This is a genomic window from Caulobacter sp. DWR2-3-1b2, assembly GCF_049896345.1.
Taxonomy (GTDB): Bacteria; Pseudomonadota; Alphaproteobacteria; order Caulobacterales; family Caulobacteraceae; genus Caulobacter.
In genome coordinates this window covers 320,613-344,947 of sequence record NZ_JAFCUC010000001.1, presented here as the reverse complement: position 1 = coordinate 344,947, position 24,335 = coordinate 320,613, and the positions used below count along the sequence as shown (strand labels likewise).

21 protein-coding genes are annotated in these 24,335 nt (G+C 67.6%); 13 read left to right on the top strand and 8 right to left on the bottom strand.

The features are described from left to right. The first annotated feature begins 62 nt into the window (after nt 1–62). The 9 genes from rdgB to ACP694_RS01620 all read left to right on the top strand — a co-directional run bounded on the left by rdgB (nt 63) and on the right by ACP694_RS01620 (nt 11,700). Nucleotides 63–668 (top strand): RdgB/HAM1 family non-canonical purine NTP pyrophosphatase, encoded by a 606-nt coding sequence (gene rdgB, locus ACP694_RS01660; RefSeq protein WP_426009920.1) that lies wholly within the window; start codon nt 63–65, stop codon nt 666–668. Between the two features lie 132 nt (nt 669–800). Next, nucleotides 801–1,949: a radical SAM family heme chaperone HemW gene (hemW, locus tag ACP694_RS01655; RefSeq protein WP_426009919.1), complete on the top strand. Its 1,149-nt coding sequence runs from the start codon at nt 801–803 to the stop codon at nt 1,947–1,949. Nucleotides 1,950–2,004: 55 nt separating this feature from the next. Further along, on the top strand, nt 2,005–2,877 hold the full coding sequence (gene rsmI / locus ACP694_RS01650) for a 16S rRNA (cytidine(1402)-2'-O)-methyltransferase (RefSeq protein ID WP_426009918.1): 873 nt from the start codon (nt 2,005–2,007) through the stop codon (nt 2,875–2,877). Next, nucleotides 2,874–3,281, top strand: a complete 408-nt coding sequence (locus ACP694_RS01645) for a YraN family protein (RefSeq protein ID WP_426009916.1) — start codon at nt 2,874–2,876, stop codon at nt 3,279–3,281. The genes rsmI and ACP694_RS01645 overlap by 4 nt, the downstream gene beginning before the upstream one ends. Beyond that, nucleotides 3,278–4,093: a SirB1 family protein gene (locus ACP694_RS01640; protein ID WP_426009914.1), complete on the top strand. Its 816-nt coding sequence runs from the start codon at nt 3,278–3,280 to the stop codon at nt 4,091–4,093. Before ACP694_RS01645 ends, ACP694_RS01640 begins: the two co-directional genes overlap by 4 nt. Before the next feature lie 469 nt (nt 4,094–4,562). After that, nucleotides 4,563–5,516 (top strand): glutathione synthase, encoded by a 954-nt coding sequence (gene gshB, locus ACP694_RS01635; RefSeq protein WP_426009912.1) that lies wholly within the window; start codon nt 4,563–4,565, stop codon nt 5,514–5,516. A gap of 135 nt (nt 5,517–5,651) precedes the next feature. Next, nucleotides 5,652–7,214 carry a YifB family Mg chelatase-like AAA ATPase gene (locus ACP694_RS01630; protein ID WP_426009910.1) on the top strand — a complete coding sequence of 521 codons (1,563 nt, stop codon included), beginning with the start codon at nt 5,652–5,654 and terminating at the stop codon, nt 7,212–7,214. A gap of 751 nt (nt 7,215–7,965) precedes the next feature. After that, complete coding sequence (locus ACP694_RS01625) at nt 7,966–9,552, top strand: response regulator (RefSeq protein ID WP_426009909.1); 1,587 nt, start codon at nt 7,966–7,968, stop codon at nt 9,550–9,552. A gap of 39 nt (nt 9,553–9,591) precedes the next feature. Further along, entirely contained in the window at nt 9,592–11,700 is a 2,109-nt protein-coding gene (locus tag ACP694_RS01620) for an AmpG family muropeptide MFS transporter (protein WP_426009907.1), read from the top strand. Here the strand turns inward: ACP694_RS01620 and ACP694_RS01615 are convergent. The 4 genes from ACP694_RS01615 to rlmN all read right to left on the bottom strand — a co-directional run bounded on the left by ACP694_RS01615 (nt 11,697) and on the right by rlmN (nt 14,630). Then, on the bottom strand, nt 11,697–12,536 hold the full coding sequence (locus tag ACP694_RS01615; protein WP_426009906.1) for a S1 family peptidase: 840 nt from the start codon (nt 12,534–12,536) through the stop codon (nt 11,697–11,699). The genes ACP694_RS01620 and ACP694_RS01615 overlap by 4 nt on opposite strands. Before the next feature lie 25 nt (nt 12,537–12,561). Further along, complete coding sequence (locus ACP694_RS01610) at nt 12,562–12,990, bottom strand: DUF350 domain-containing protein (RefSeq protein WP_426009904.1); 429 nt, start codon at nt 12,988–12,990, stop codon at nt 12,562–12,564. A gap of 75 nt (nt 12,991–13,065) precedes the next feature. Further along, complete coding sequence (locus tag ACP694_RS01605) at nt 13,066–13,401, bottom strand: hypothetical protein (RefSeq protein ID WP_426009903.1); 336 nt, start codon at nt 13,399–13,401, stop codon at nt 13,066–13,068. A 29-nt stretch (nt 13,402–13,430) separates the two neighbouring features. Then, nucleotides 13,431–14,630: a 23S rRNA (adenine(2503)-C(2))-methyltransferase RlmN gene (gene rlmN / locus ACP694_RS01600; protein WP_426009901.1), complete on the bottom strand. Its 1,200-nt coding sequence runs from the start codon at nt 14,628–14,630 to the stop codon at nt 13,431–13,433. Between the two features lie 326 nt (nt 14,631–14,956). Between rlmN and ACP694_RS01595 the strand changes: the two genes are divergently transcribed. Beyond that, on the top strand, nt 14,957–16,612 hold the full coding sequence (locus tag ACP694_RS01595; protein WP_426009900.1) for a pilus assembly protein TadG-related protein: 1,656 nt from the start codon (nt 14,957–14,959) through the stop codon (nt 16,610–16,612). A gap of 103 nt (nt 16,613–16,715) precedes the next feature. On the opposite strand, the gene ACP694_RS01590 is transcribed toward ACP694_RS01595, so the two are convergent. Continuing rightward, a complete protein-coding gene (locus ACP694_RS01590; RefSeq protein ID WP_426009899.1) occupies nt 16,716–17,651 on the bottom strand; it encodes an isopenicillin N synthase family dioxygenase in 936 nt (311 codons plus the stop codon). Nucleotides 17,652–17,870: 219 nt separating this feature from the next. Here ACP694_RS01590 and ACP694_RS01585 point away from each other — a divergent pair, with 219 nt between their 5' ends. Then, on the top strand, nt 17,871–18,548 hold the full coding sequence (locus tag ACP694_RS01585; protein WP_426009898.1) for an OmpA family protein: 678 nt from the start codon (nt 17,871–17,873) through the stop codon (nt 18,546–18,548). A 1-nt stretch (nt 18,549) separates the two neighbouring features. Here ACP694_RS01585 and ACP694_RS01580 read toward each other — a convergent pair whose 3' ends face one another. Beyond that, nucleotides 18,550–20,448, bottom strand: coding sequence for a monovalent cation:proton antiporter-2 (CPA2) family protein (locus ACP694_RS01580; RefSeq protein WP_426009896.1), 1,899 nt, complete (start codon nt 20,446–20,448; stop codon nt 18,550–18,552). A 3-nt stretch (nt 20,449–20,451) separates the two neighbouring features. Then, nucleotides 20,452–21,051 carry an NAD(P)H-dependent oxidoreductase gene (locus tag ACP694_RS01575; protein ID WP_426011265.1) on the bottom strand — a complete coding sequence of 200 codons (600 nt, stop codon included), beginning with the start codon at nt 21,049–21,051 and terminating at the stop codon, nt 20,452–20,454. A 108-nt stretch (nt 21,052–21,159) separates the two neighbouring features. Between ACP694_RS01575 and ACP694_RS01570 the strand changes: the two genes are divergently transcribed. Together ACP694_RS01570 and ACP694_RS01565 are read left to right on the top strand one after the other, a co-directional pair. Next, nucleotides 21,160–21,870 (top strand): CoA transferase subunit A, encoded by a 711-nt coding sequence (locus tag ACP694_RS01570; RefSeq protein ID WP_426009894.1) that lies wholly within the window; start codon nt 21,160–21,162, stop codon nt 21,868–21,870. Further along, nucleotides 21,870–22,511 (top strand): 3-oxoacid CoA-transferase subunit B, encoded by a 642-nt coding sequence (locus tag ACP694_RS01565; RefSeq protein WP_426009892.1) that lies wholly within the window; start codon nt 21,870–21,872, stop codon nt 22,509–22,511. Before ACP694_RS01570 ends, ACP694_RS01565 begins: the two co-directional genes overlap by 1 nt. A 106-nt stretch (nt 22,512–22,617) precedes the next feature. Here the strand turns inward: ACP694_RS01565 and ACP694_RS01560 are convergent, their stop codons facing one another. Next, a complete protein-coding gene (locus ACP694_RS01560) occupies nt 22,618–24,198 on the bottom strand; it encodes an ArnT family glycosyltransferase (RefSeq protein WP_426009891.1) in 1,581 nt (526 codons plus the stop codon). Nucleotides 24,199–24,335: the final 137 nt, after the last annotated feature.

Genomic DNA, 24,335 nt, shown 5'->3' with positions numbered 1-24,335 from the left:
GCGGAGCGGTATCGGGAAGGCGTAGAGACTGGCGGTAGGATTTGCCCGAAGGGAGACGCGTGATGACGCTGAAGCTGGACGCTGGACTTAAGCTCGTCGCGGCGACGCACAACCCCGGCAAGGCCAAGGAACTACACGCGCTGCTCGAGGGCCGCTTCGAGGTGCTGACCGCCGGCGCCCTGGGCATCCCCGAGCCGGACGAGACCGAGACGACCTTCGTCGGCAACGCCCTGCTCAAGGCCCGTCACGCCGCCGACCATTCGGGTCAGATCGCCCTGGCCGACGATTCGGGTCTGTCGGTCGCGGCCCTGGACGGACAGCCGGGCATCTATTCGGCGCGTTGGGCCGGGCCGACCAAGGATTTCGGCCTGGCGATAGGCAAGGTGGCCGAGCGGATCGAGGAGGCGGGCTCCGAAGATCTCGCGGCCTGGTTCACCTGCGCCCTGGCCGTCGCCTGGCCAAACGGCGGCCCGGCGGTGGTGGTGCAGGGCGAGGTGCACGGCGTTCTGACCTTCCCGCCGCGCGGCGACAACGGCTTCGGCTACGATCCGATCTTCATTCCCACGGGCCTCGACCAGACGTTCGGCGAGATGGAGCCGGCCGCCAAGGACGCCATGAGCCATCGGGCGATCGCGTTCGCGAAGCTGAAGGCGGCGCTGTTTGACTAGGGTTTCACCAAACCGCCAACCCATATCTGGCTTTCCGGCGAAGGCCGGGACCCAGATTCATCCTGAGCGTCTCGTGGGTTTCACCTGGGCCCCGGCCTTCGCCGGGGAGACGGTGTGGGGAAGGCTTGTGCGATGACGCAACCGCCTCCCCTCGGCGTCTATGTTCACTGGCCCTATTGCGCCCGCATCTGCCCCTATTGCGACTTCAACGTGGTGCGCGACCGGGGCCGGACTGGCGAGCAAGCGGCCTTGGTCGACGCCATCGTCGCCGACCTGATCGCCCAGCGCGCCCTGACCGGGCCTCGTCAGCTGCTGTCGATCTTCTTCGGTGGCGGCACGCCGTCGCTGATGGACCCCGCCCATGTCGCCCGGGTGATCGATACGGCCAAGGTGCTTTGGAGCCCGGCCGAGGACCTAGAGATCAGCCTCGAGGCCAATCCCACCGACGCCGAAGCGGATCGTTTCGACGCGTTGGCGGCGGCCGGCGTGGCGCGGCTGTCGCTGGGCGTCCAGGCGCTGGACGACGCGGCCCTGTCCCTGCTGGGCCGCAACCACGACGCCGGCTCGGCCCGCCGGGCGCTCGCCGTGGCGGCCAAGGCCTTTCCGCGCTTGTCGGCCGACCTGATCTACGCCCGGCCCGGCCAGACGGTGGCGGCCTGGACGGCGGAACTGGGCGAACTGCTGGCCCATGGCCCCGAGCACGTCTCGCCCTATCAACTGACAATCGAGCAGGGCACCGCCTTCGACCGGGCCATCGGCCGCGGCCGGATGGTCGTGCCCGACCAGGACTTGGCCGCGTCGCTGTTCGAGACCACGCAAATCGTGCTCGAGGCCGCCGGCTTTGACGCCTACGAGGTTTCAAACCACGCCCAGGGCCCGGCCGCCCGCTCACGCCACAACCTGGTCTATTGGCAGGGCCACGACTATGTCGGCGCCGGCCCTGGCGCCCACGGCCGGCTGTCGCTGGACGGCGGAAAGCTGGCCACCACGGCCCATCGCAAGGTCGCCGACTACATCCGCGCCGTGGCGCAAACCGGAGTCGGCTTCGAGCGTGAAGTCCTGACCCCGCTCGAGGCCGCCGAGGAGCGCCTCGTGCTGGGCCTGCGCATAGACGACGGCGTGGCCTTCGCCGAGATCGCCGCGCTTGCCCTGTCGCCAGACACGCCGAAGGTGAAATCCCTGGTCGAGGACGGCCTGTTGGCCGACGATCCGACTCGCCTACGCGCCACCCGGCCCGGACGTCTCGTTCTGGACCGGCTGACAGGAACGCTCGCGACCTGATATCCCTGCGAAACGCGCCGCGTTGTGGGCGTCCTTCGTCTCGGAAAGTTTGCCCTTGCGTCGCCAGCTTGCCCCGCCCGCCCTGTCCGACGCGCCGCTCGCCCCAGGCCTGTATCTGGTGGCCACGCCGATTGGCAATCTGCGGGACATCACCCTGCGGGCGCTGGACGTGCTCAACGCCTGCGACGTGTTGCTGGCCGAGGACACCCGCGTTTCAGGCAAGCTGCTGGCCGCCTATTCGATCTCCAAACGTCTGCAGCGTTATGACGAACATGTCGCTGACCGCGAGACGCCGAGGATCCTGGAGCGGTTGGAGGCGGGCGAGCGCGTGGCCCTAGTGTCAGACGCCGGGACCCCGATGGTCTCTGATCCCGGCTACCGCCTGGCCCAGGCGGCGATCGAGGCCGGCCACGCGGTGTTTCCGATTCCCGGCGCCTCGGCGGCCCTCGCCGCCCTGACCCTGGCTGGCCTACCCACCGACCGCTTCCTGTTCGCGGGTTTTCCGCCGCCCAAGAGCGCGGCGCGCAAGACCTTCTTCGCCGAGCTGGCCAATGTCCGCGCCACCTTGATCTTCTACGAAGGCGCCTCGAGGGTGGCCGACAGCCTGGCCGACATGGCCGCCGTGTTCGGACCCCGCCAGGGCGCCGTGGCCCGCGAACTGACCAAGCTCTACGAGACCTGCATCCGCGGCCCGCTCGACGTGCTGGCCGCCGACCCCCGCTTTACGGCCCCCAAGGGCGAGATCGTCATTCTGGTTGGTCCTGGCCAAGAGGCGCCGGTCCGCGAGGGCGACGCCGAGGCGGCCCTGCGCGAGGCGATGGCCCGCCTGCCGCTGGGCGAGGCCGCTTCCGAGGTGGCCAAGGCCCTGGGCCTGCCGCGCCGCGACCTCTACCGCCAGGCGCTGGCCCTGAAGGACGAAGCCTCGTGACGGCTGTCCGCCCCCTCCGCCCTGAAAGAAAGGCAAGGGGAGCCGCCGCTCGCCTGTCGGGCCGCCGCGCCGAGGTGGTGGCGGCGCTATGGTTGCTCGCCAAGGGCTACCGCATCCTCGGCTTCCGCCTGGCCACGCCCCTGGGCGAGATCGACCTGTTGGCGCAACGGGGAAGCGTCCTGGCCGTTGTTGAAGTCAAGCGCAGAACCAGCCTGGAGACAGCCTTGGAAGCGGTGACCCATGAGCAGCAGGCGCGGCTGCGGCGGGCCGGCGCCCACATCGCCGCCAGCCGCTCGGGTTTGCGCGACGCTACGGTGCGGCTCGATCTGATCGCCCTGGCCCCCGGCCGCCGGCCGCGTCACGTACCCGACGCCTGGCCCAACAGCTGGAACCCCGCATCGTGACCCGCGAGGAAGCCGAGGCCCTGCTGACCGACGCCGGCAATCGTCCGGACAAGGCTTTTCCGCTGCTGGAGGCAGCCCTGGCCTGCGCCGTGCATGATGATCCCGATCGCGACCCGGCGCCGGTGCTCGACCTGGCCCGCCATTCGGTCGATCGCCTGACCGAGCGTCTGAAGCTGGAATCCGCCGAGGAAGCCCTGGCCGAGACCATGGCCGGGGATTTGCGGCTGTCGGGCGACCTGATCACCTACGACCATTCCGACAACGCCGACATCATCGCCGTGGCGCAGCGGCGCAAGGGCCTGCCTGTGGCGTTGGGAGTGTTTTACCTGCATGCGGGCCGGTCGTGCGGCCTCGATTTGCACGGCGTCGATTTCCCAGGTCACTTCCTGCTGCGCATCGAGACCGAAGAGGGCCCGCTGGCCCTGGACCCGTTCAGCGAGGGCCGGGTAGTGCTGCCGTCGGAACTGTCGCGCCGGGCCTTGCGAACTGGCCTGATGCCCGACGTCGCCGCCAAGCTGGACGTGCTGATGAGCCCGATCTCCGACCGCGCCGTGTTGATCCGCCTACAGAACAATATCTTTGCCCGCGCCCAGCAATCGCGCGACTGGGCGCGGGCCGAGCGCTCGGCCCTGCGCCGGGCCCTGCTCGACCCCACCGACCACCATCCCTGGCTCGACGTCGCCGCCGCCCGCGAAGGGCAAGGGGCGCTGGCGGGAGCGTTGCAGGCCTTGTCGCGCGCCCAGGTCCTGGACGGCGGCGCGGCCATAGCCGCCCGGGCGGCGCGCGAGCGGATGCGGATGCGGCTGAACTAACGCATTGTTCGACCGAAGTGGTTCCGGTTCGCGTCAAGAAAAATGCTTCAAAACAGAAGATTAGAGCTCACGGCCTGGCGCGGTCAGGTCGAGAAATGCTCTAGCGCCGCAGGGCCGCCAGGGTCTCGTCCCGCAGAGCCGCATCGTTCTTGGACGAAACGACCGGATGGGCGGCGGTCCCTGGCTGTCGGCCGGAATGGCGTGCAGATGCATGTCGATGATGGCTTGGGCTCGCACCTCGCTCCCGAGGACGAACGCGGCGGCGAGGCCGACGTACAAGGCGAGGCTGCGCACGGATCCATCTCCGCGGGTAAAGCTTGTTTTAATCCATCAGACGTGGAGCGCGCTGTCGAGCCGGTTTGATCGCGACAAGGCGAACATTCCTCGCATTACCGTCTTGGTCATCCTAACTAAGGCGTTCGTCACGCGAGGCCTGCGCCGTCGCGTCCGCATCTGATCCGGAGCCCCCATGTCGCTGAGAGTCGCCGTCCAGATGGATCCCGTCCAGGGGATCAATATCGAGAACGACACCACCTTCCTGATGATGTGGGAAGCTCAGGCGCGGGGCCACGGGCTGTGGGTCTACACCCCCGACAAGCTGTCGATGGAAGACGGCCGGGTGTTCGCCCGCGCTCAGTCGCTGGTGTTGACCAAGACGCAGGGATCGCATGCCCAACTCGGTGATGTCGAAATCCTCGACATGAAGGACGATGTCGACGTGGTGCTGATGCGCCAGGATCCGCCGTTCGACATGGCCTATATCACCGCCACGCACTTCCTCGAAAAGGTCCACCCCCACACCCTGGTGGTCAACAACCCGGCCGAGGTGCGTAACGCACCCGAGAAGCTGTTCGTCACCGACTTTCCGGGCGTCCAGCCGCCGACCCTGATCACGTCGGACCACGAGGCGATCTACGACTTTCGCGCCCGGCATGGCGACATCGTGCTCAAGCCCCTCTACGGCGGCGGCGGCTCGGGCGTGGCGCGGTTGCTGGCCGACGATCCCAATCTCGACGCCCTGCTGGAACTGCACGCCATGATCAGCCGCGAGCAGGTCATCGCCCAGAAGTTCGTGCCGGCGGTCAGCAAGGGCGACAAGCGCATTCTGCTGGTCGATGGCGAGCCGGTGGGCGCGGTCAATCGCGTGCCGGCTGCGGGCCAGGTGCGGTCGAACCTGCGCGTGGGCGGCCGGGCCGAGGCGGTGGGGCTGACGCCGCGCGACCTGGAGCTCTGCGCGATCATCGCGCCGGAACTGAAGCGGCGCGGGCTGCTCTTTGTCGGCATCGACGTGATCGGCGAATTCCTGACCGAGATCAACGTCACGTCTCCCACCGGCGCCCAGCAGCTCAAGCGGTTCGGCGGCGCCGACGCGGCGGCGGTGCTCTGGGATCGTATCGAAGTGATCCGCTCCAGCGCCGACTGAAGAACGTCGTCTAGACGACTGAATCGTCACAACTTCTTCGCACTTTCCTGAAACGTTCGTTTTTTGTTCTTGCTCCGCTCTAGCAGCCATGTTTGGCTTGTGGATAAGATTGAGTGGGCGAGGGGCGAGAAACCAATGGCGGCCAAAGTCGTCACGGTGGCTTTCGAGGGCGTCGAGGCGCGCCGCGTCGATGTCGAGGTGCAGCTGACCGGCGGCCAGCAGATCATGGTCATTGTCGGCTTGGGCGACAAGGCGGTGGCCGAGAGTCGCGAACGCGTGCGCGGCGCCTTCGCGGGGTTGGGCTTGGCCTTGCCGGGCAAGCGGATCGTCGTCAATCTGGCGCCCGCCGACATGCCCAAGGAGGGGTCGCATTACGACCTTCCCATCGCGCTCGCGGTGATGGCGGCCATGGGCGTGATCCCGATCGACGCGCTGGACGGCTGGGCGGCGATGGGTGAACTGTCCTTGGACGGACGGATCGCAGCCACGGCCGGCGCCCTGCCCGCCGCGATGGCGGCCGGGGCCATGGACCTTGGCCTGATCTGCCCGGAGGCTTGCGGACCAGAGGCCGCCTGGGCGGGTGGCACGCGGATCCTGGCGCCCCGCTCGCTGGTGGCGCTGATCAACCACTTCCGGGGCGGCCAGATCCTGTCAGCTCCCTTGCCTGGCCCGGTCGAGGAAGGGGCGGGCTTTCGCGACCTGCGCGACGTCAAGGGCCAGGAGCACGCCAAGCGGGCCTTGGAGATCGCGGCGGCCGGCGGTCACAACCTGCTGTTCTGCGGCCCGCCGGGCTCTGGCAAGTCCATGCTCGCCCAACGTCTGCCCGGCCTCTTGCCGCCCCTGACCTCGGTCGAGCTGCTGGAGACCTCGATGGTCCATTCGGTGGCCGGACTGATCGCCAAGGGCACGCTGACCCGGGCGCGGCCATACCGCTCGCCGCACCACAGCGCCAGCATGGCGGCCCTGACCGGCGGCGGGCTGAAGGCCAAGCCCGGCGAGGTGTCGCTGGCCCATAATGGCGTGCTGTTCCTGGATGAGCTGCCGGAGTTCGGCACCCAGGCCCTGGACAGCCTGCGGGGGCCGCTGGAGACCGGCGAGGTGATGGTGGCCCGCGCCAACGCCCATGTCCGATATCCGGCCCGGGTGCAGCTGGTGGCGGCGATGAACCCCTGCCGCTGTGGCCATGGCGGGGCGGGGCGGGGCGCCTGCGGCAAGGCCCCGCGCTGCATTCGCGACTACCAGGGCCGGGTCAGCGGGCCGCTTATGGACCGTATCGACCTGGCCGTCGACATGCCGGCTGTCACCGCCGCCGACTTGGCTCTGCCGCCCCCCAGCGAGGGCACGGCGGAGGTCGCCGCCCGCGTCGCCCAGGCCCGCCGCCTGCAGCTGGAACGGGCCGAGGCGATGGCCCTGACGGGAGAGGCCGCGCCGGTCGGGGCCGAGGCCCTCAACGGCCGTGCCGAGGGTCGCTTCTTGGATAAGATCGCCGACCTCGACGAGACCGGCCGCGCCCTGCTCACCCGCGCCGCCGAGGCGCGACAGATCAGCGCCCGAGGCTGGACCCGGGTCCTTCGCCTGGCCCGAACGATCGCCGACCTGGAAGGCGCGCCCAGCGTCCGCCGTGTCCACATCGCCGAGGCGCTGGCCCACAGGCGGGCCAGCGCGATGGGCGGGATGAGCGGCGAGGGGGCGTTTTGAGCGTGAGCGCTCGGACCCGTTGCTGGCGTCTCTTGCGACAGGTGCGTCGCCGGTTTCGCACGGACGCCCTGCCGGCACGCCGTCTGACGGTTTACCCCCTCACCCTCCCACCGCTGCGCGGCGGGCCCCTCCCTCTCCCAGCGGGAGAGGGTTCAAGAAAGGGGGATCGGCGCTGCTGCATCCCCATATATTCCCACTAGAAACTATAGTAATATTAACGCTCTATGAAATAATCAGCGTCACAAACCCTGGCGCGTCCAAAACCACCCCCATAATGGTCCTCACCTGAGAGCACGGGGAGGGCGCACGTACGGCGACCGAGGCGGCTTTCAGGGGTGGACGAGCGGGAAGGCTTGTCCGCCGTGCTCTGACAAGGAGCGCCCCAGGTCGGTTCGGAGCAGGTTCACCCCCGTGGTGACGAAACTCCGGCGCTCGGGGTAGGCGGACAGGCCGACAGGTGCGGGCTGAAATCGCCCGCATGGTCCGGAAGGGTTAGCCGCCCTGCCGCCCGCCGGGGGCCCACTTCGGAAGCGGGTTAAGACCCCGCGCTCCGATGGCTCCCGTCTGAAGGCCACGCGAAGCGCTCGTCTTCGTCGAAACGGTACATCTACTGCAAAACCTCCGGGCGGAGCCCGGGCGCTTCGCACCCTCCCCAATCTCTTCAGCGGGTCAGCCGCGTGAAGCGGCGGAGCCGCGTCTCCGGCCGCCCGTCTTGAACCGCCCGTTAAGTCGTCTCTGCTAGGTTCCACCCATGAGCAACCGCCCTTCCTCCACCGGGGTCACGCCCGAACAGCTGGCTACCCTGAGCCACGAGTTTCGCACCCCGCTCAACGGCGTGCTGGGCATGGCCCGCCTGTTGGAGGGCACCCGCCTGACCGCCGAGCAGCGGACCTACGTGGCGGCCTTGCGCGAGAGCGGCGACCACCTGCTGTCGCTCGTCAATGACGTGCTGGACTTCGCTCGCCTGGGGGCCACGGCGATCGACCTGCAGGCCGCGCCGGTCGAGGTCGAGAACCTGCTGCGCCAGGTCGCCGAGCTGCTGAGCCCTCGGGCCCACGAGAAATCCATCGAGATCGCCTGGGCCTGCGCGCCGGGCCTGACCACCATCCTGGCCGACGAGGGCCGACTGCGGCAGGTGCTGCTGAACTATGCCGGCAACGCCATCAAGTTCACCGAGGCCGGCGGGGTGCTGCTCAGCGCCGATCACGTGGCCAACGGTCGCGTGCGCTTCTCGGTGCGCGACACCGGGCCGGGCGTGGCGCCGGATGCCCGCGCCGCGATCTTCGAGGCCTTCGTCCAAACCGATCCCTCCCACCGCGCCCAGCTGGGCGGGGCCGGCCTGGGCCTGGCCATCGTCGCCCGCCTAGCCGCGGCCATGGACGGCGAGGCCGGCGTAGGGGGCGAGGTGGGACAGGGGGCCGACTTCTGGTTCGAAGCCTCGTTCGAAGCCGTCGCCAACGCCGCTGTCGACCTGCCGCTCGCCGGCCGCTGCGTGGCCATCGCCTCGCCCAACGCCATGATCCGCGAGGCGGCCATTCGCCAGATCCGCGCCAGCGGCGGTCAAGCGCTCTCCGGCGAGACGGTCGCTGCTGCCCTGAAGGGCGCGCCGGCCGACGCCGTGCTGCTGCTCGACGCCGTGCTGGCCAAAGCACAAGGGGCAAGTCCTCGCGGAGCATTCAAGCCGCCGGCGGGCCGGGCCTCGATCGTGCTGCTGACGCCCGACCAACGCGACCGCATCGCCAAGCTCAAGGCCGCCGGCTTCAGCGGCTACCTGATCAAGCCGCTGCGCCGCGCCTCGCTGATCGCCCAGGTGCTGGAAGCCCGTGTTCCTCAGATCAAGGGGACCGCCAGCCATCCCGCCGTGGTCGAGACCGCCCCCGCCAAGGTCCCGGACGACGACCGCATCGCCCCGGCCATCGCCACGGGGGTCCGGGTGCTGCTGGCCGAGGACAATCCGATCAACGCCCTGCTGGCCCGCGCCCTTTTGGAACGCGAGGGCTGCAAGGTCGACCGCATCGCCAGCGGCGACGAGGCCGTCTCGGCCCTGTCGCGCGGCTTCTACGACCTGATCCTGATGGACCTGCGCATGCCGGGCCTGAACGGCCTGGAGGCGACCCGGGCCCTGCGCGAGCGCGGCGTCACCACCCCGATCGTCGCCCTGACCGCCGACGCCTTCGACGAGGACCGCCGCGCCTGTCTGGCGGCCGGCATGAACGACTTTCTCGCCAAGCCCCTGACGCCCTCGGCCCTGCGCGGGGTGCTCACGAACTGGGCCCACCTTGGACAGAGCGGGCTCGGCTGGACGAAAGCCGCGACACGCGCCAAGCTCGCCGGCTAAGGCGGGACCAAGGCTCCCGGCGGTTCAAAGGGGGCTTGGATGGCGACGCAGAAGGCTGAAACCCAGGGCGAGACGCCGCAAGCCCAGACCGCCCAGGCCCTTCTGACCTCGTTCCACGGCCGTGTCGGCCGCCTGCAGCTCTGGCTGGTTCAGGTGGCGGCCGGCGCCATCTTCGGCCTGTTCTGGGCGCTGGTGAACCTCAAGCCGCCTGTCGATCCGACGGCCCCGCCGCCGCCCCGTCCGCCGGGTTCGGAAATCCTCGACGCCCTGCCCTGGCTGATCGCGCTCGGCTTGATCTGGCCGCTTCTGGCCATCGGTGTGAAGCGCTGCCACGATCGCGGCAAGAGCGGGTGGTGGATGCTGGCCGCCCTCGTGCCCGTGCTGGGCTGGCTGTGGCTGCTCTATGATCTGGGCATCGTGAAAGGCCAGGACGACGCCAACCGCTTCGGCCCCCCGGCTTCGGCTCAGGGCGAAGGCACGCGGGACATTCGTAGCACCACGGTGATGTTCTTCCTCGGTTTCGCCGCCGGCCTGCCCGCCCTACTGGTGTTCGATACCCTGTCGATCTGGCTGCGCGACATCGGGCTAAAGCTGGAGGTCATCGCCTTCTTCAGCTTAGCCACTCTGTTCACCGCCCTGAAGTTCCTCTGGGCTCCGATCGTCGACCGCACCGCCGTGCCGTTCCTGACGAAGTGGCTGGGCCACCGTCGGTCATGGATGCTGGTTTCGCAGGCCGTGATCATCGTCGGCTTAACCCTGGTCTCGGGCACCAATCCCGCCACCCACCTGGGCCTGATGGCTCTGTTCGCGGTAATGGTCGGCTTCGCCTCGGCCAACCAGGACATCGTCATCGACGCTTGGCGGATCGAGGTGGCCGAGGACGCCAAGCAAGGCGCCATGGCCGCCGCCTATCAGTGGGGCTATCGCATCGCCATCATCGTGGCCGGCGCCGTGCCGCTGATTCTGGCCGAGGCCTTCACCTGGAGCGTCTCTTACGCGGCAATGGCGGCGCTGATGGGCGTGGGCATGCTGGCCGTGCTGGCCGCGCCGCGCGAAGCCCAGCACGCCGTGCGCGCCATCGACACCGGCGACCTGCCGCCTCGTCCCTTTCTGGAAGCGATCGAGACCGTGGTTCGCGTCTTAGTCCTGCTGCTCGGCGCGCTGATGCTCGGCGTCGGCCTGATCGGCGATCCGGCCCTGGCCTCGACCCTGCTGGGCGTCTTCGGCGCCGACAGCGCGGGCGCCAGCCTGATCGAGGCGTTCAAGTCCGACGCCAAGCCCTGGCTGCAACTGGCCGGCGTGATCGGCGGCTTCGCGGTGATCGCCTTGGCCGCCTGGCCGATCCCGCGCCGACCGACCCGTCCGGGCGTCTATCTGTCTTCGGCCCTCGGTCAGCCGCTGGTCGATTTCTTCAACCGCTACGCCAAGCTGGGCGGACTGATCCTGGCCCTGATCTGCCTCTATCGGGTCTCCGACTTCGTCATCAACATCAACGGGGCCTTCTATGTCGACCTGGGCTTCTCCAAGCTGGAGATCGCCGAGGTCCGCAAGGTGTTCGGGGCGGTGATGTCGATCCTCGGCGTGACGCTGGGCGGCTGGTCGGTGCTGCGCTTTGGCCTGATGCGCTCGCTGATCGCCGGCGCGTTCCTGGGCTCGCTGAGCAACCTGGCCTTCGCCTGGCTGGCCATGGCCGGTCACGACATCTCGGCCCTGATGCTGGCCATCGCCGCCGACAACATCGGCGGCGGCTTCGCCGGCACCTGCCTGATCGCCTACATGTCCAGCCTGACCAGCGCCGGCTTCACCGCCACGCAGTACGCGCTGTTCTCATCGCTGTACGCTCTGCTGGGCAAGCTGCTGGCCAGCCAGTCGGGCCGCATCGTCGAAAGCGTGGCCAAGGCGGCCGATGGCTCGGGCTTCATCGCCGGCCTTAAGACGCTGATGAGCCGCCTGCCGGCCGAGAGCTACGCCAAGGCCATGGCCAAGTCCGGGGTGAGTCCGGCGGCGCTAGGGACCGGCTATTTCGTGTTCTACGTCTACACGACCGTGATCGGCTTCGTGGCCATCGTGCTGGTGTTCTTCGTCGCGGCTCGCCAAGTCGATCCGACCACCGGCGACGCTCAAGCCAATGCCAAGGCTGAAGTCTAGGTCTCGCTCTTCAAACACACCACTTGGGCGACCCGCAGGTCGCGGCGCAGGCCGTCGGCGACGCGGCCGTAGTTTTCGGTGGTGATCTGTTCGCCGAGGGCGAAGCCGGCGGCGCGGCGGCGGCCTTGCAGCATGAGGTCGCGGACGGTCTCCGGGGCCGTCGTATAGATGCGGCCCCGGCGCGGCGACTCGGCCACGGTGACTCCGATCACCCGCCCGGCGCCGTCTAGGGCGGGAGCGCCCGACAGGCCCGACAGGGTGCCCTTCAGATTGTCGGTGCGGCCGACCTCGGCCCAGACCAGCACCGGCTCGGTGCGCGCTCCGCGTCCCCGCACGACCAGGTTTTCACGCCCCAGCAGGCGGGAGGTCACCTCGCCTGGATGCCCTTGAGGGAACCCCGGGTGATAGGCCCGCTCGCCCCGACGCGGCGGCTCGCCCATCCCGCGCATCGGCACGGCGGGGGCGCCGCCCTCGGTGGTCAGGATGGCGGCGTCGCCGGTGGGATCGAGCGTGATCCTGGCGGCCACGCCCCGGCCGTCGGCAACGACGATGGCGGCCTGTTTGCAACCATCCACGACATGGCGGGCGGTGAGCCAGGCGCCGCTGTCATCCACGGAAAAGGCCGTGCCGCTGCCGGGCTGGCCCTTTTCGGGCACCTGGACGACGATCGAGGGATCGAAAGGCGAGGCCGGTCCCAGCGGCAAGCCCTCGCCGCCAGGAACGGGCGGTGGCGGCGAGGGGGCGTCGGAGCGCTCCTGCCGACCGACGGCCACGACCAGCAGGGCGGCGACCACCGCCCCGTAGATCAGCCAGTCCGGAAGCCTTGGGAAATGCAACTGTGAGCCCCCGCGTCTCGGCGCGTCAGCCGGCCACGGCGGCGGCGAGGACCAGGGCGGTGGCCAGCTTGGCGCCGACCAGCAAGGCGGCGGCGGCGACCTCGCCCTCGTTGATCCGCTCCGGCAAGCCCTTGAGCAGCATGTCGGTGATCCGGAAGACCAGCAGTTGGACGAAGATCGTCGTCACGCCCCACAGCACGATCTCCAGCGGCGAGACCGAGGCCCGAAGCGAGGTGGCCAGCGGAATGGCCAGACCGACCATTACCCCGCCCAGCGACAGGGCGGCTGCGGCGTTGCCCTCGCGGATCAGCTTGATCTCCTTGTGCGGGGTCAACAGGGCATAGAGCGCCGTGCCCACCACCAGCATCACCAAAGTGATGGCGGCGTGCATCAGGGTCAGCGGCAGACCGCTGGCGAAGGCCTGGATCTCGGGCGACTGGAGCTGTGGCGGCATGAAGGCGATAAACCCCGAACTTGAGGGACGCATTGCTAGCACGGGTTCGAGGGCCGTGCGTAGGGGGCTCGCTCATCAGGCTTCCGCGCCGGTTTCACCCTCGGTTTCCGCCACGGCTTCGGTCCATTTCATCGGACCCTTGAAGGTCGCCCAGCAGTCCAAGCAGATCCACCAATACTCGGCCCCGTATTCGAAATCCTCGCAGGTCGTGAAGCCGTCATGCAGTACAGGCTCGTCAATCTGTTCGGAGACATCGCGCTCGGCGAAGGTGGCCCAGCAGCCTACGCAATGATCGTGATCCCAACCCTCGCGATAGGTGCGATGCCGCTTCCGCTGGAAGCGGACGCCGACGAGGTATTCCTTGTCGAGTAACTGTTCGGCGCGCCAGTCAGGCTCGGCGGTGGCGTCCAAGGCGATCAGCTCCACGGTGTTTTGAGAGATTAGGCCGCCGCCTCGTCCTCGTCGTCCAGCCGGCCCACCATGGCCTCGACCGACAACTTGCGGAGGGCCGATGCTCGCACCTTTTCGCTCTCGCTCTTCAACTGGCCACAGGCGGCGAGGATGTCGCGGCCCCGGGGCGTGCGGATCGGCGAGGAATAGCCGGCCTTGTTGAGGATCGACCCGAAGGCCTCGATCGCCGCCCAGTCGGAGCAGACATAGTCGGTGCCAGGCCAGGGATTGAACGGGATCAGATTGACCTTGGCCGGAATGCCCTTGATCAGCTTGACCAGGGCACGGGCCTCATCGGGGCTGTCATTGACGCCCTTCAACATCACATATTCGAAGGTCACGCGGCGGGCGTTGCTGATGCCCGGATAGGCGCGGACGCCGGCCATCAGCTGGTCCAGCGGATACTTCTTGTTCAGCGGCACCAGCTCGTCGCGCAGGGCGTCGTTGGTGGCGTGCAGGCTGATGGCCAGCATGGCCTGGGTCTTGTCGCCCAGGGCGTCGAGCTGGGGGACCACGCCCGAGGTCGAGACCGTGATCCGCCGACGCGAGATGGCGATGCCCTCGTTGTCGCTGATGATCTCGATGGCGTCGGCCACCTGGCCCAGATTGTACAGCGGCTCACCCATGCCCATGAACACGATGTTGCTGAGCAGGCGATCGTCCTTGTCCGACGGCCATTCTGCCAGGTCGTCCTTGGCGATCTGCACTTGGGCCACGATCTCGGCGGCGGTCAGGTTGCGCACCAAGGCCTGGGTGCCGGTGTGGCAGAAGCTGCAGTTCAGCGTGCAGCCGACCTGGCTGGAGACACACAGCGCGCCGCTGCGGCCGACCGAAGGGATGTAGACCGTCTCGACTTCAATGCCCGGACCCATGCGGATCAGCCACTTGCGGGTGCCGTCCTTGCTGACCTGACGCTCGACCACCTCGGGACGCGCCACAGTGAACTGTTCGGCCAGTCGGGCGCGGGTTTCCTTGGCGACATCGGTCATGGCCGAAAAATCGGTGACACCGCGATGATGCATCCAGCGAAACAGCTGGGTGGCGCGCATCTTGGCCTTGCCATGCTCGACGGCGCCGCTCTCGATCAAGGCGGCGACCAGCTGCGGCCGGGTCAGGCCCGACAGGTTGATCAACGGCTTTGGGGCGTCGGCTTTGAGAGTGATGCGCGACAGGTCGAGGGTGACGCTCAAGGGGCGGGCCAAAAAAAGGGGATGTGGGGGCAAGAGATTTCAGGATCGAGGGCAGTATATAGCAGAGGTCGCCCGTTTTTCCAAAAGTACGCGACGTCGCGGCCTCTCCGACTTGACGGGTGGCGGCGCCAGGCCTCCGGTGCGGCTCCACGATCCGAAGACTGGGGAGGCTTGCGATGAAGACCAACGCCTGGCTGGTCCAGCAGAACAAGGGCCAGTCCTGCGGCAGGTGATTTGCGCGGCCCGCGACGGCGATTCACCATCGTCGTTTGCAGGCTGTTCACCGTCCGGGGCGCATCATGACGCCCTCGAAGGGGAATTTCGCCTTGTTCAAGTCCATCTGGAACCGGCTGGCGTGGCGTTTCGCGGCGGCCCGCGCGGACGAGCGCGGCGCGATCGCCGTGCAGTTCGCCCTGCTGTTGCTGCCGATCGCCATCCTGACCTTCGGCCTTATCGACATCAGCCGGGCCAGCCTGCAGAAGCGCCAACTGCAGGACGCCCTGGACGCCGCCACCCTGATGGCCGCGCGTTCGACGGCCACCACGGACGATGGGCTCGACTCCATTGGCGACTCCGCCCTGGCCACGGAAATGGCCGGTCTTGGCGTCACCCTCACCGCCGCCAGCTCGACCTTTGCTTCGGGCGCCGGCAACACCGTGGTCGGCACGGTCAGCGCCACGATCAAGCCGATCATCTCCAACCTCTGGAGCAGCGGCGATTCCACCGTCGCCGCCACCTCCACCGTCATGCGCTCGGTCAACAAGCTGGAGGTCGCGCTGGTGCTCGACAACACCGGCTCGATGGCCAGCAATCTGGGATCGGGCGGCACCAAGATCAACGCCTTGATCAACGCTTCCAAGTCGCTGGTCGACGTGCTGGGCGCGGCCGCGGCCCGCGCCACCGAGACCGACGCGGTGAAGATCTCGGTCGTTCCCTTCTCGATGACGGTGAATGTCGGCTCCAACTTCGAAGGCCAGGGCTGGCTGCGCGGCGCGCTGCCGTCGCAATATGGCGACGACCTGTTCAATGACGGCGCGCGCCTGGATCGGTTCGCCCTGTTGACCGGCATGGGCCTGACCTGGAGCGGCTGCGTTGAAAGCCGGCCCGACCCTTATGACACCAATGACGAGGCGCCCTACGCGGCCAAGCCCGGGTCTTACTTCGTACCGTTCTTCGCGCCGGACGAGCCGGACACCTCGTACCAAATCTACCAGGACATGGGGAACACCAAGACCAAGAACTACACGGCCGCGCCCGCCAACGACTATGCCAAGGACTACCTGACCAGTCCCAACCCGTTCAAGTCGGAGTCCGACTTTCTGCGCCGCCAGGGGCTGATGACCAAATACACCGCGGCCAACCTGCGGGGCGGCGCCAGCAACGTGAACGGCGGACCCAATGCCGGTTGCGGGATCACCAGCGTCATGCGTCTCACCAATGTGCGCACGGCCTCGGGTGTCTCCACGCTCAAGGCCAAGCTCGACAAGATGATCGCCTCGGGCAACACCAATGTCGCCATGGGCGCGGCGTGGGGCTGGCATTCGGTGTCGCCCAACGCCCCCTTCGCCGACGGGAAGCCCTATGGCACGAAGAACACCACCAAGGTCTTGGTGCTGCTCACCGATGGCGACAACGTCATGAGCGAAAGCAACAACGTCAACAACTCGACCTACAGCGGCTACGGCTATGCCGGGCAGAAGCGGCTGAAGGACAAGAACGGCAACGCGCTCGACCAGAATTCCAGCGCTAGCGATCGCATGAACGCCATCGACAGCCGGCAGATCAAGGTCTGCACAGCGGCCAAGCTCAAGGGCGTCCAGATTTACGCCATCGGAGTGGGCGTATCGAGCCACTCTCGAGGCATCCTGCAGAGCTGCGCGACCAAGACCGACATGTATTACGACGTCACTGACGCGGCCCAGTTGACCTCGGTGTTCAACACCATCGCAGGCTCGATCCAGAACCTGCGGATCACCAAATAGCAAAGCCCCGGAGCGTCGCTCCGGGGCTTTCATTTTGGCTTTTGCGCCGCCTCGCCGTTGGCTCGTCCGGAGACTGATGGACGTCCCGGTTCGCGCCTGCCGGTCAGGCCAGCTTGATTTCTCGCAGACGCTGCTGAAGGAAGGCGTCGGCGGTGATCGGCTCGGGATAACGGTCGGGGTTTTCCGCCGTCACGCAGCTGGGCAGGGTCTGGATCAGATAGTCCGACGCGAAATGCAGGAAAAACGGCGTCGAATAGCGCGCCACGCCGCGACGTTCCGGCGGCGGATTGACCACGCGGTGGATAGTCGAGGGCAGGACGTGGTTGGTCAGGCGTTCCAGCATGTCGCCGATATTGCAGACTACGCAGCCAGGCGGCGGGTTGATCGGCAGCCAGTCGCCGTTGCGGTCCTGAAGCTCCAACCCGCCCTCCTCGGCGCCCATCAGCAGGGTGATGGTGTTGATATCGCCATGCGCCCCCGCCCGCACCCCGGTGGCGTCCTTGGCGATCGGCGGATAGTGCAGCAGGCGCAGCACGCTGTTGCCGTCCTTGACCGTGGGGTCGAAGAAGTCGCGGCCCAGATTCAGATAGGTGGCGATGGCCTTCAGCACCCGCGTGCCCAGGCTGTCGAGCGCGCCGTACATCCAGCCGACATTGTGGTGGAAGCCCGTGATCTCGGCTGGCCAGACATTGTCGGCCATGTTGGCGCGGAACGGGTGGCCCGGCGGCAGGTCGCGGCCGACGTGCCAGAATTCCTTCAGATCATAGTGGGTGGCACCCTTGGCCGTTTCGATGCCGAACGGGATATAGCCGCGCGAGCCGCCCGAGGCGCCAGCATATTGCTTCTTGATGTCCACCGGCAGGGCGAAGAAGGCCTTGGCGTCGGCCAAGGCCGCGTCCAGGCGGGCCTGGGCCATGTCGTGATCTGAGATCACGGCGAAGCCGTAGCGCTGGAACGACGCGCCCAGTTCCTGGGCGAACCTGTCGAAGTCCTTCGAATACAGGGTGAACGAGACGGGTTCGATGGCGGATGCGGACACGGGCTGGAGCCTCGGAAATTAGTAAGACGGGACTTACTACACCGCCGAACGCGGTGCGCGAAGGCCCTGTGCAATCCGCGCTGTTCATCGGAGCGTCATGTGCGTTAGTGGAACTTGACCATGGGACAGGCGTTCTGCCTGCCAGGGGATCACACGCCACCGCGTGAGATCAAGGCTGCTCCAGTGATTTCGGAGCGACCCATTAGGGAAAGACCGACCATGATGAACAAGACCGCGCCGTGGATCGCCCTGCTGGGCGTCGCCGCCCTGACCACCGCCTGCACTACCACAGACCCCTATACGGGTATGCCGACGCGCAACAATACCGGCACGGGCGCCTTGGCCGGCGCTGGCATCGGCGCCGCCCTAGGCTACCTCACCAACACCAACAAGGGCGAACAGGGCCGCAAGAACGCGCTGATCGGCGCGGGCATCGGCGCCCTGGCTGGCGGCGCGACCGGCAATTACATGGATCGCCAGCAGGCCGACTTCCGTCGCAGCCTGGAAGGTTCGGGCGTAATGATCCGCCGCAATGGCGACCAGATCGTGCTGGTCATGCCCAGCGACGTCACCTTCGCGGTCGACAGGTCCGAGGTGCAGCCGCAGTTCCTGCGCGTGCTCGACGATGTGGCCCGTACACTGAACGCCTATCCCCAGACCACGATCGACATCGTCGGCCACGCCGACAGCAGCGGTCCGGACGCCTATAACCAGACCCTGTCGGAGCGCCGCGCCAGTTCGGTGGCCAGTTATCTGGTGGGCAGCGGCCGGGTGATCAGCGACCGGGTCTTCGTAGCCGGCCAGGGCGAGCGCCAGCCGGTCGCCTCCAACGACACCCCCGAAGGCCGCGCTCAGAACCGCCGTGTCGAGATCATCCTGCGCCCGCTGACGCAGTAGGTTACTTGGCCGCCTCGCGCTCCGCTCGCTCTTTCAACTCCTCGTCCAGGCCGGCCGTATCCCAAGCCCCGCTGGCGTCGCCGGGGCGCAGGCGCGCCAGGTCGGCGCTGAGCAGCTTGTCCATGGTCTGGGCCGCGTCGCGCGAGGCGAGGATATAGGCCTCATCCTGGCCCCAGACCGGACGCAGATCCTCGAACGACTTGCGATCGTGACGGCGGAATATCGCGCCCGCCCGGTGGGCCCGGTGGGCGCGATAACCCAGCTTCTGCAGGGCCGTCGTGCCCAGCGCGAGGGCGGATTCGAAGGTCTCGCGTTCAACCGCGTCGGCGCCATTGGCCAGCAGGTCATAGGCGTGGCGGCGATCCCAGGCCCGCGCCAGGATCACCAGCTCCGGATAGGCCTTGCGAGCGGTCTCGACCAGTTCGACCGTCTTCTCCCGATCATCCAAGGCGACGATCAGCATCCGGGCCCGCTCGATGCCGGCGGCGCGCAGCAGATCCATCCGCGTGGCGTCGCCATAGTGCACCCGACGGCCGAAGCGGCGCAGCAGGTCGATCTGCCCGATATCGCTGTCCAGCACCGTCGAGCGGAAGCCATTGGCGGTCAGCAAGCGGCCGGTGATCTGCCCGAAACGTCCGAAGCCGGCGATGATGATGTCGGGCTCACTGTCGTCGAAGTCGCCGGTGTCGGGCACGACCTTGGGGATCGACGCCTGGAGCATGGCCGCGATCCGCTCGTAGAGGATCATCGCCACCGGGGTCAGGGCCATGGAAACGGCGACGGCGGCGGTCAGCAGAGCGGCCAGGGTGGCGCCGATGACGCCGGCCCCGACGGTGAAGGTCAGCAGCACGAAGGCGAACTCGCCGCCCTGGGCCAAGGCGGTGGCCACCGCCGCCGCGCCCCTCGCGGGGGCGCCGAACAGCCGCGCCAGACCAAACACCACCAGGAACTTCATCACCATCAGACCGAACACCAGGCCGATCAGGGTCAGGGGTTGGCGCGCCACCAGGCCCAGGTCGATCCCGGCCCCGACGGTGATGAAGAACAGGCCCAGCAGCAGACCCCGGAAGGGTTCGATGTCGCTCTCCAGCTCGCGGCGGAACTCGCTTTCGGCCAGCACGACCCCAGCGAGGAAGGCCCCGAGGGCGGGGGAGAGGCCGACCATCTGCATGATGTTGGCCACGCCCACCACGATCAGCAGGGCCGCAGCGGTGAAGATCTCGCGCAGCCGGGCCTCGGCGATGAAGCGGAAGATCGGTCGCACAAGGAAGCGGCCGCCACCGATCACCGTCCCCACGGCGACCAGCACGGCCAGGCCCTGGGCCCAGCGCGGCAGGTGCTCGACCAGGCTCTCGCCATGACCGCTAGTCGCCGCATGAGCGCTGGGGGCGATGGTCGCCAGGGTCGGCAGCAAGGCGAACATCGGGATCACGGCCAGGTCCTGCAGCAGCAGGATTCCAAAGGCGGCGCGTCCGACCGGCCCCTGTCTGAGGCCCTTCTCGTCGAGGGTCTGAAGCACGATGGCGGTGGACGACATGGCCAGCACCATGCCGACCGCCAGGGCCGTCTGCCAGGGCAGGCCCAGCAGCATCGAGACGCCGGCGATGGCGAGCGAGGTGCCCACGACCTGGGTCCCGCCGAACCCGAAGATCGCCTTGCGCATGTCCCACAGGGTCGAGGGCTGGACTTCCAGCCCGATCAGGAACAGCAGGATGACCACGCCGAATTCGGCGAATTTCATGATGTCGGTCTGCTCGCCAACCAAGGAGAGGGCGAAGGGGCCGATCACCACCCCGGCGATCAGATAGCCCAGCACCGAGCCCAGCCCCAACCGCTTGGCGATCGGCACGGAGATGACGGCGGCGCCGAGATAGACCAGGGCCTGGAGAAGAAACGACATCTGCTATGCCCCCAGTTCGGCGTCGGCGGGGGTGGTGATCAGCGAGGCGATGCGGGCGCGGTAGTTCGCGGCCTCCGCCTTGAGGTCCTCGTCATTCTTCACCGCCGCCCCATGCACCACGAAGGGCGTTTCCCAGACCATGCCGCACAGATAGGCCGTCTGTTCCAGCGGCCGCAGATACTCGTCCAGGGTGAAGCGGTTGTAGCCGTGGGCGTGATAGGCCTTGGCCGCGCCGCCCGTGGTGCAGGCGACGAACATCCGCTTGCCGGCCAGGGCGTTGCCGTCGATCCCGTAGGCGAAGCCGTGCAGCCATACGAGGTCGAGCCACTCCTTCAGCAGGGCCGGAGTCGAGTACCAGTAGAGCGGGAACTGCAGGGCGATGACGTCGTGGGCCAGCAGCTTTTCCTGCTCGGCCTCGATGTCGATCGCGAAGTCGGGATAGGTCTCGTACAGGTCGTGGAAGGTGACCCCGCCCAGCCCCTTGGCCGCCTTGGCCAGGGCGCGGTTGGCGCGAGAGCGTTCAAGCGCCGGATGAGCCAGAGTCAGCAACACGCCCGAGGTGGCGGCTGGCGCGGTCGAAGTGCTAGATTCCGCTGGGTCAATCCAATCCGTCACGCCGAAACTCCACACATCGAAATTGTATTCATCAAGGGTTGAATTTCTCCGGCCGGCGGCTCAGAGCAGTCGGCGAACGTCGCTCCGGGAGGAACCATGGTCGACAAGGTGAAGTCCACAGCCGCCGACGCGCTGGCGGGTGTTTTGTTCGATGGCATGACCATCATGGCCGGGGGCTTTGGCCTCTGTGGCATTCCCGAGAACCTGATCGCGGCGATCCGCGAGACGGGTGTCAAGGACCTCACGGTGGTCTCCAACAATTGCGGCGTCGATGGCTTTGGCCTGGGCATCCTGCTGGAGAACCGCCAGATCAAGAAGATGGTCTCGTCCTATGTGGGTGAGAACAAGTTGTTCGAACAGCTCTACCTCTCTGGTGAGCTGGAACTGGAGTTCAATCCGCAGGGCACCCTGGCCGAACGCATCCGCGCCGGCGGGGCGGGCATCCCCGCCTTCTTCACGCGCACAGGGGTCGGCACCCTGGTCGCCGAGGGCAAGGAAGTGCGCGACTTTGACGGCGAGCTCTATGTGATGGAGCGCGGCCTGGCGGCCGACCTGTCGATCGTCAAGGCCTGGAAGGCCGACGCCGAGGGTAATCTCGTCTACCGAAAGACCGCCCGCAACTTCAATCCGATGATGGCCACGGCCGGCAAGGTCACGATCGTCGAGGTCGAGGAGATCGTGGAGGTCGGCGCGCTGGACAAGGACAATATCCACACGCCCGGCATCTATGTGGATCGCTTGATCAAGGGCGCCAAGTTCGAGAAGCGCATCGAGCGCGTGACCACCCGCCAGAAGGAAACCGTCTGATGGCGTGGACGCGCGACGAAATGGCCGAACGGGCGGCCAAGGAGCTGAAAGACGGCTTCTACGTGAACCTGGGCATCGGCATCCCGACCCTGGTGGCCAACTATATCCCCGAGGGGATGTCGGTGACGCTGCAGAGCGAGAACGGCATGCTCGGCATGGGCCCCTTCCCCTATGAGGGCGAGGAGGACGCCGACCTGATCAACGCCGGCAAGCAGACGATCACCGAGCTGGACAGCAGCTCCTATTTCTCGTCGGCCGACAGCTTCGCGATGATCCGCGGCGGGCACATCGCCCTGTCGATCCTGGGCGGCATGCAGGTGTCGGAAACGGGTGACTTGGCCAACTGGATGGTGCCGGGCAAGATGGTCAAGGGCATGGGCGGGGCCATGGACCTGGTGGCCGGCGTCAAGCGCGTGGTGGTGGTCATGGACCACTGCGAGAAGTCCGGCGCGCCCAAGCTGCTGCACAGCTGTTCGTTGCCGCTGACAGGCGCGGGGGTGGTCGACTTGCTGATCACTGAGCTGGGCGTCTTCGAGATCAATCGCGGCAAGACGCCGGTGCGGCTGATCGAGCTGGCGCCGGGCGTGACCGTGGATGAGGTCAAGGCCAAGACCGAGGCCGCGTTCGATGTCGGGGTTTAAGCTCCTCTCCCTCTGGGGGCGGTGTCGGCGAAGCCGACGGAGGGGGGTGGCTAGGCGTCTGACGCCCCCCACCGGCCTTCGGCCGCCTCCCCCAGAGGGGGAGGAACTAGTTCGGCGCCGGATTCGAGGGCAGCCCGGTCACCGGATCGCGGGCTACGGGCTGGAAACCCTCGGCGACGAAAAGGTCGGTACGGCGTGAGTGCTTCTTGTCCAGACGCACACTGACGATCTGCAAATCCGAGGTGCGCGCGAAGTCCTGCTGGATCTTGGCGCGATAGACGCCGTCCAGGCTGGCGATCAGCGCCCGTTTGCCGAGCTGTGTGGTCATCGGCGCCTCGGCCTCGGCTTGGTTGCGGGGCGCGATCTCGTGGACCCACATTCTCAAGGGCGGCGCTTGCGGCGTGCCAAAATAGTCGCGGCCGTAATAGGCGGCGACGTTGAACAGGAACCGGTCGTCGACGGCCACGGCGGTCAGGCCGCCATGCAGCGCCTGCTCCTCGCGCGAGCGGTCGATGATCGTTCGCACCGTCTGGTCCCAGCCGCGGGCTCGCTTGAAGCTGTTGGCCATGCCCATGGCCTCGGCGGTGCGCGGGTTGATCACCCAGGTCAGGAACAGCGCGGCCAGCACCGCCTGCAGGGCCAGGCCGCCGATCAGCCAGCGGCGGGCCTCCCAGCGCAGCAGCCAGGCGGCGACCAGCACCGAGCCGGCGACATAGGCCGCGCCGGCCCAGTTGGCGTTGGCGCGCGACACGAAGGCCTGGGCGGCGACGGTGACCAGCGGCGGCAGGGCGAAGCATAGCAGCATCAGGTCGGGCGAGGTCAGGCGCTTGCGCCCGGCCAGCAGGATCGCGCCCCCCGCCAACACGCCGAAGGGCACGGGGCCGAACACCGCGAACTGCGACCCGATGAAGCTCAGCATCTCCATCGGATTGAACAGCTTGCCCGACTTCCAGTTGGCGTTGGCGGCCGTGTGCTCCAGCGTCGAGAAGTGGTGGTTGAGGTTCCACACCATGTTCGGCGCGAAGACCAGGAAGAGAGCGGCGAAGAACGCGACCGCCATGGCAGGGGTCCAGGCCCGCCGCGCCGCGCGCGAGATGAACAGGTGCCCGCCCAAGCTGGCCAAGGCGTAGATCGCCGCATACTTGCTGAGGAACGCCATGCCCAGCGCCGCGCCCATGCCGGCCGCCACCCAGATCCGGGTTCGGGGCGAGGCGGCGGGCAGGGCCACGCAAGCCCAGATCATCAGGGACAGGAAAAACAGCAGCGGGGTGTCGGTGGTGATCAAGACCGACGACAGCTGTATGCCGGGCATCAAGGCGAACACCGCCGCCGCCGCCAGGCCGATCCATCGCCCGCCGGGTTGGTCGCCATAGAGCCTCAGGGCGATGCGAGCGATCACCAAGGCCGTGCCCGCGTTGAGCAGCGGCGAGCCGACCCGTAGCCAGGCCTCGCCGTCGCCACCGACGTGCGTCGTGGCCCAGATCAGCCAGGCGATCATCGGCGGCTTGGAAAAATAGCCGAAATCCAGATGGCGCGACCAAAGCCAGTACTGAGCTTCGTCCGGGTACAACTCCAGGGGCGTGGTGAACAGCGCCACGACCCGCAGGATCGTCAGCACGCCCACCAAAACCAGCGTCAGCCGCCAGGCCCGCGCCTCGGCCGTCCGCGCCATTTCATCAAGGGCCACGCTGATTTCTCCCGCATAAGTAAGAAGACACTGACTAGATCTGTTGCAAGCGAGACACCCCGGCCCGGTTTATCCGCCATCGTGTCGTTTCCGTCACCAAACCTTCTAAATAGGTCGTTAAAGAGCCTCTTAACGAT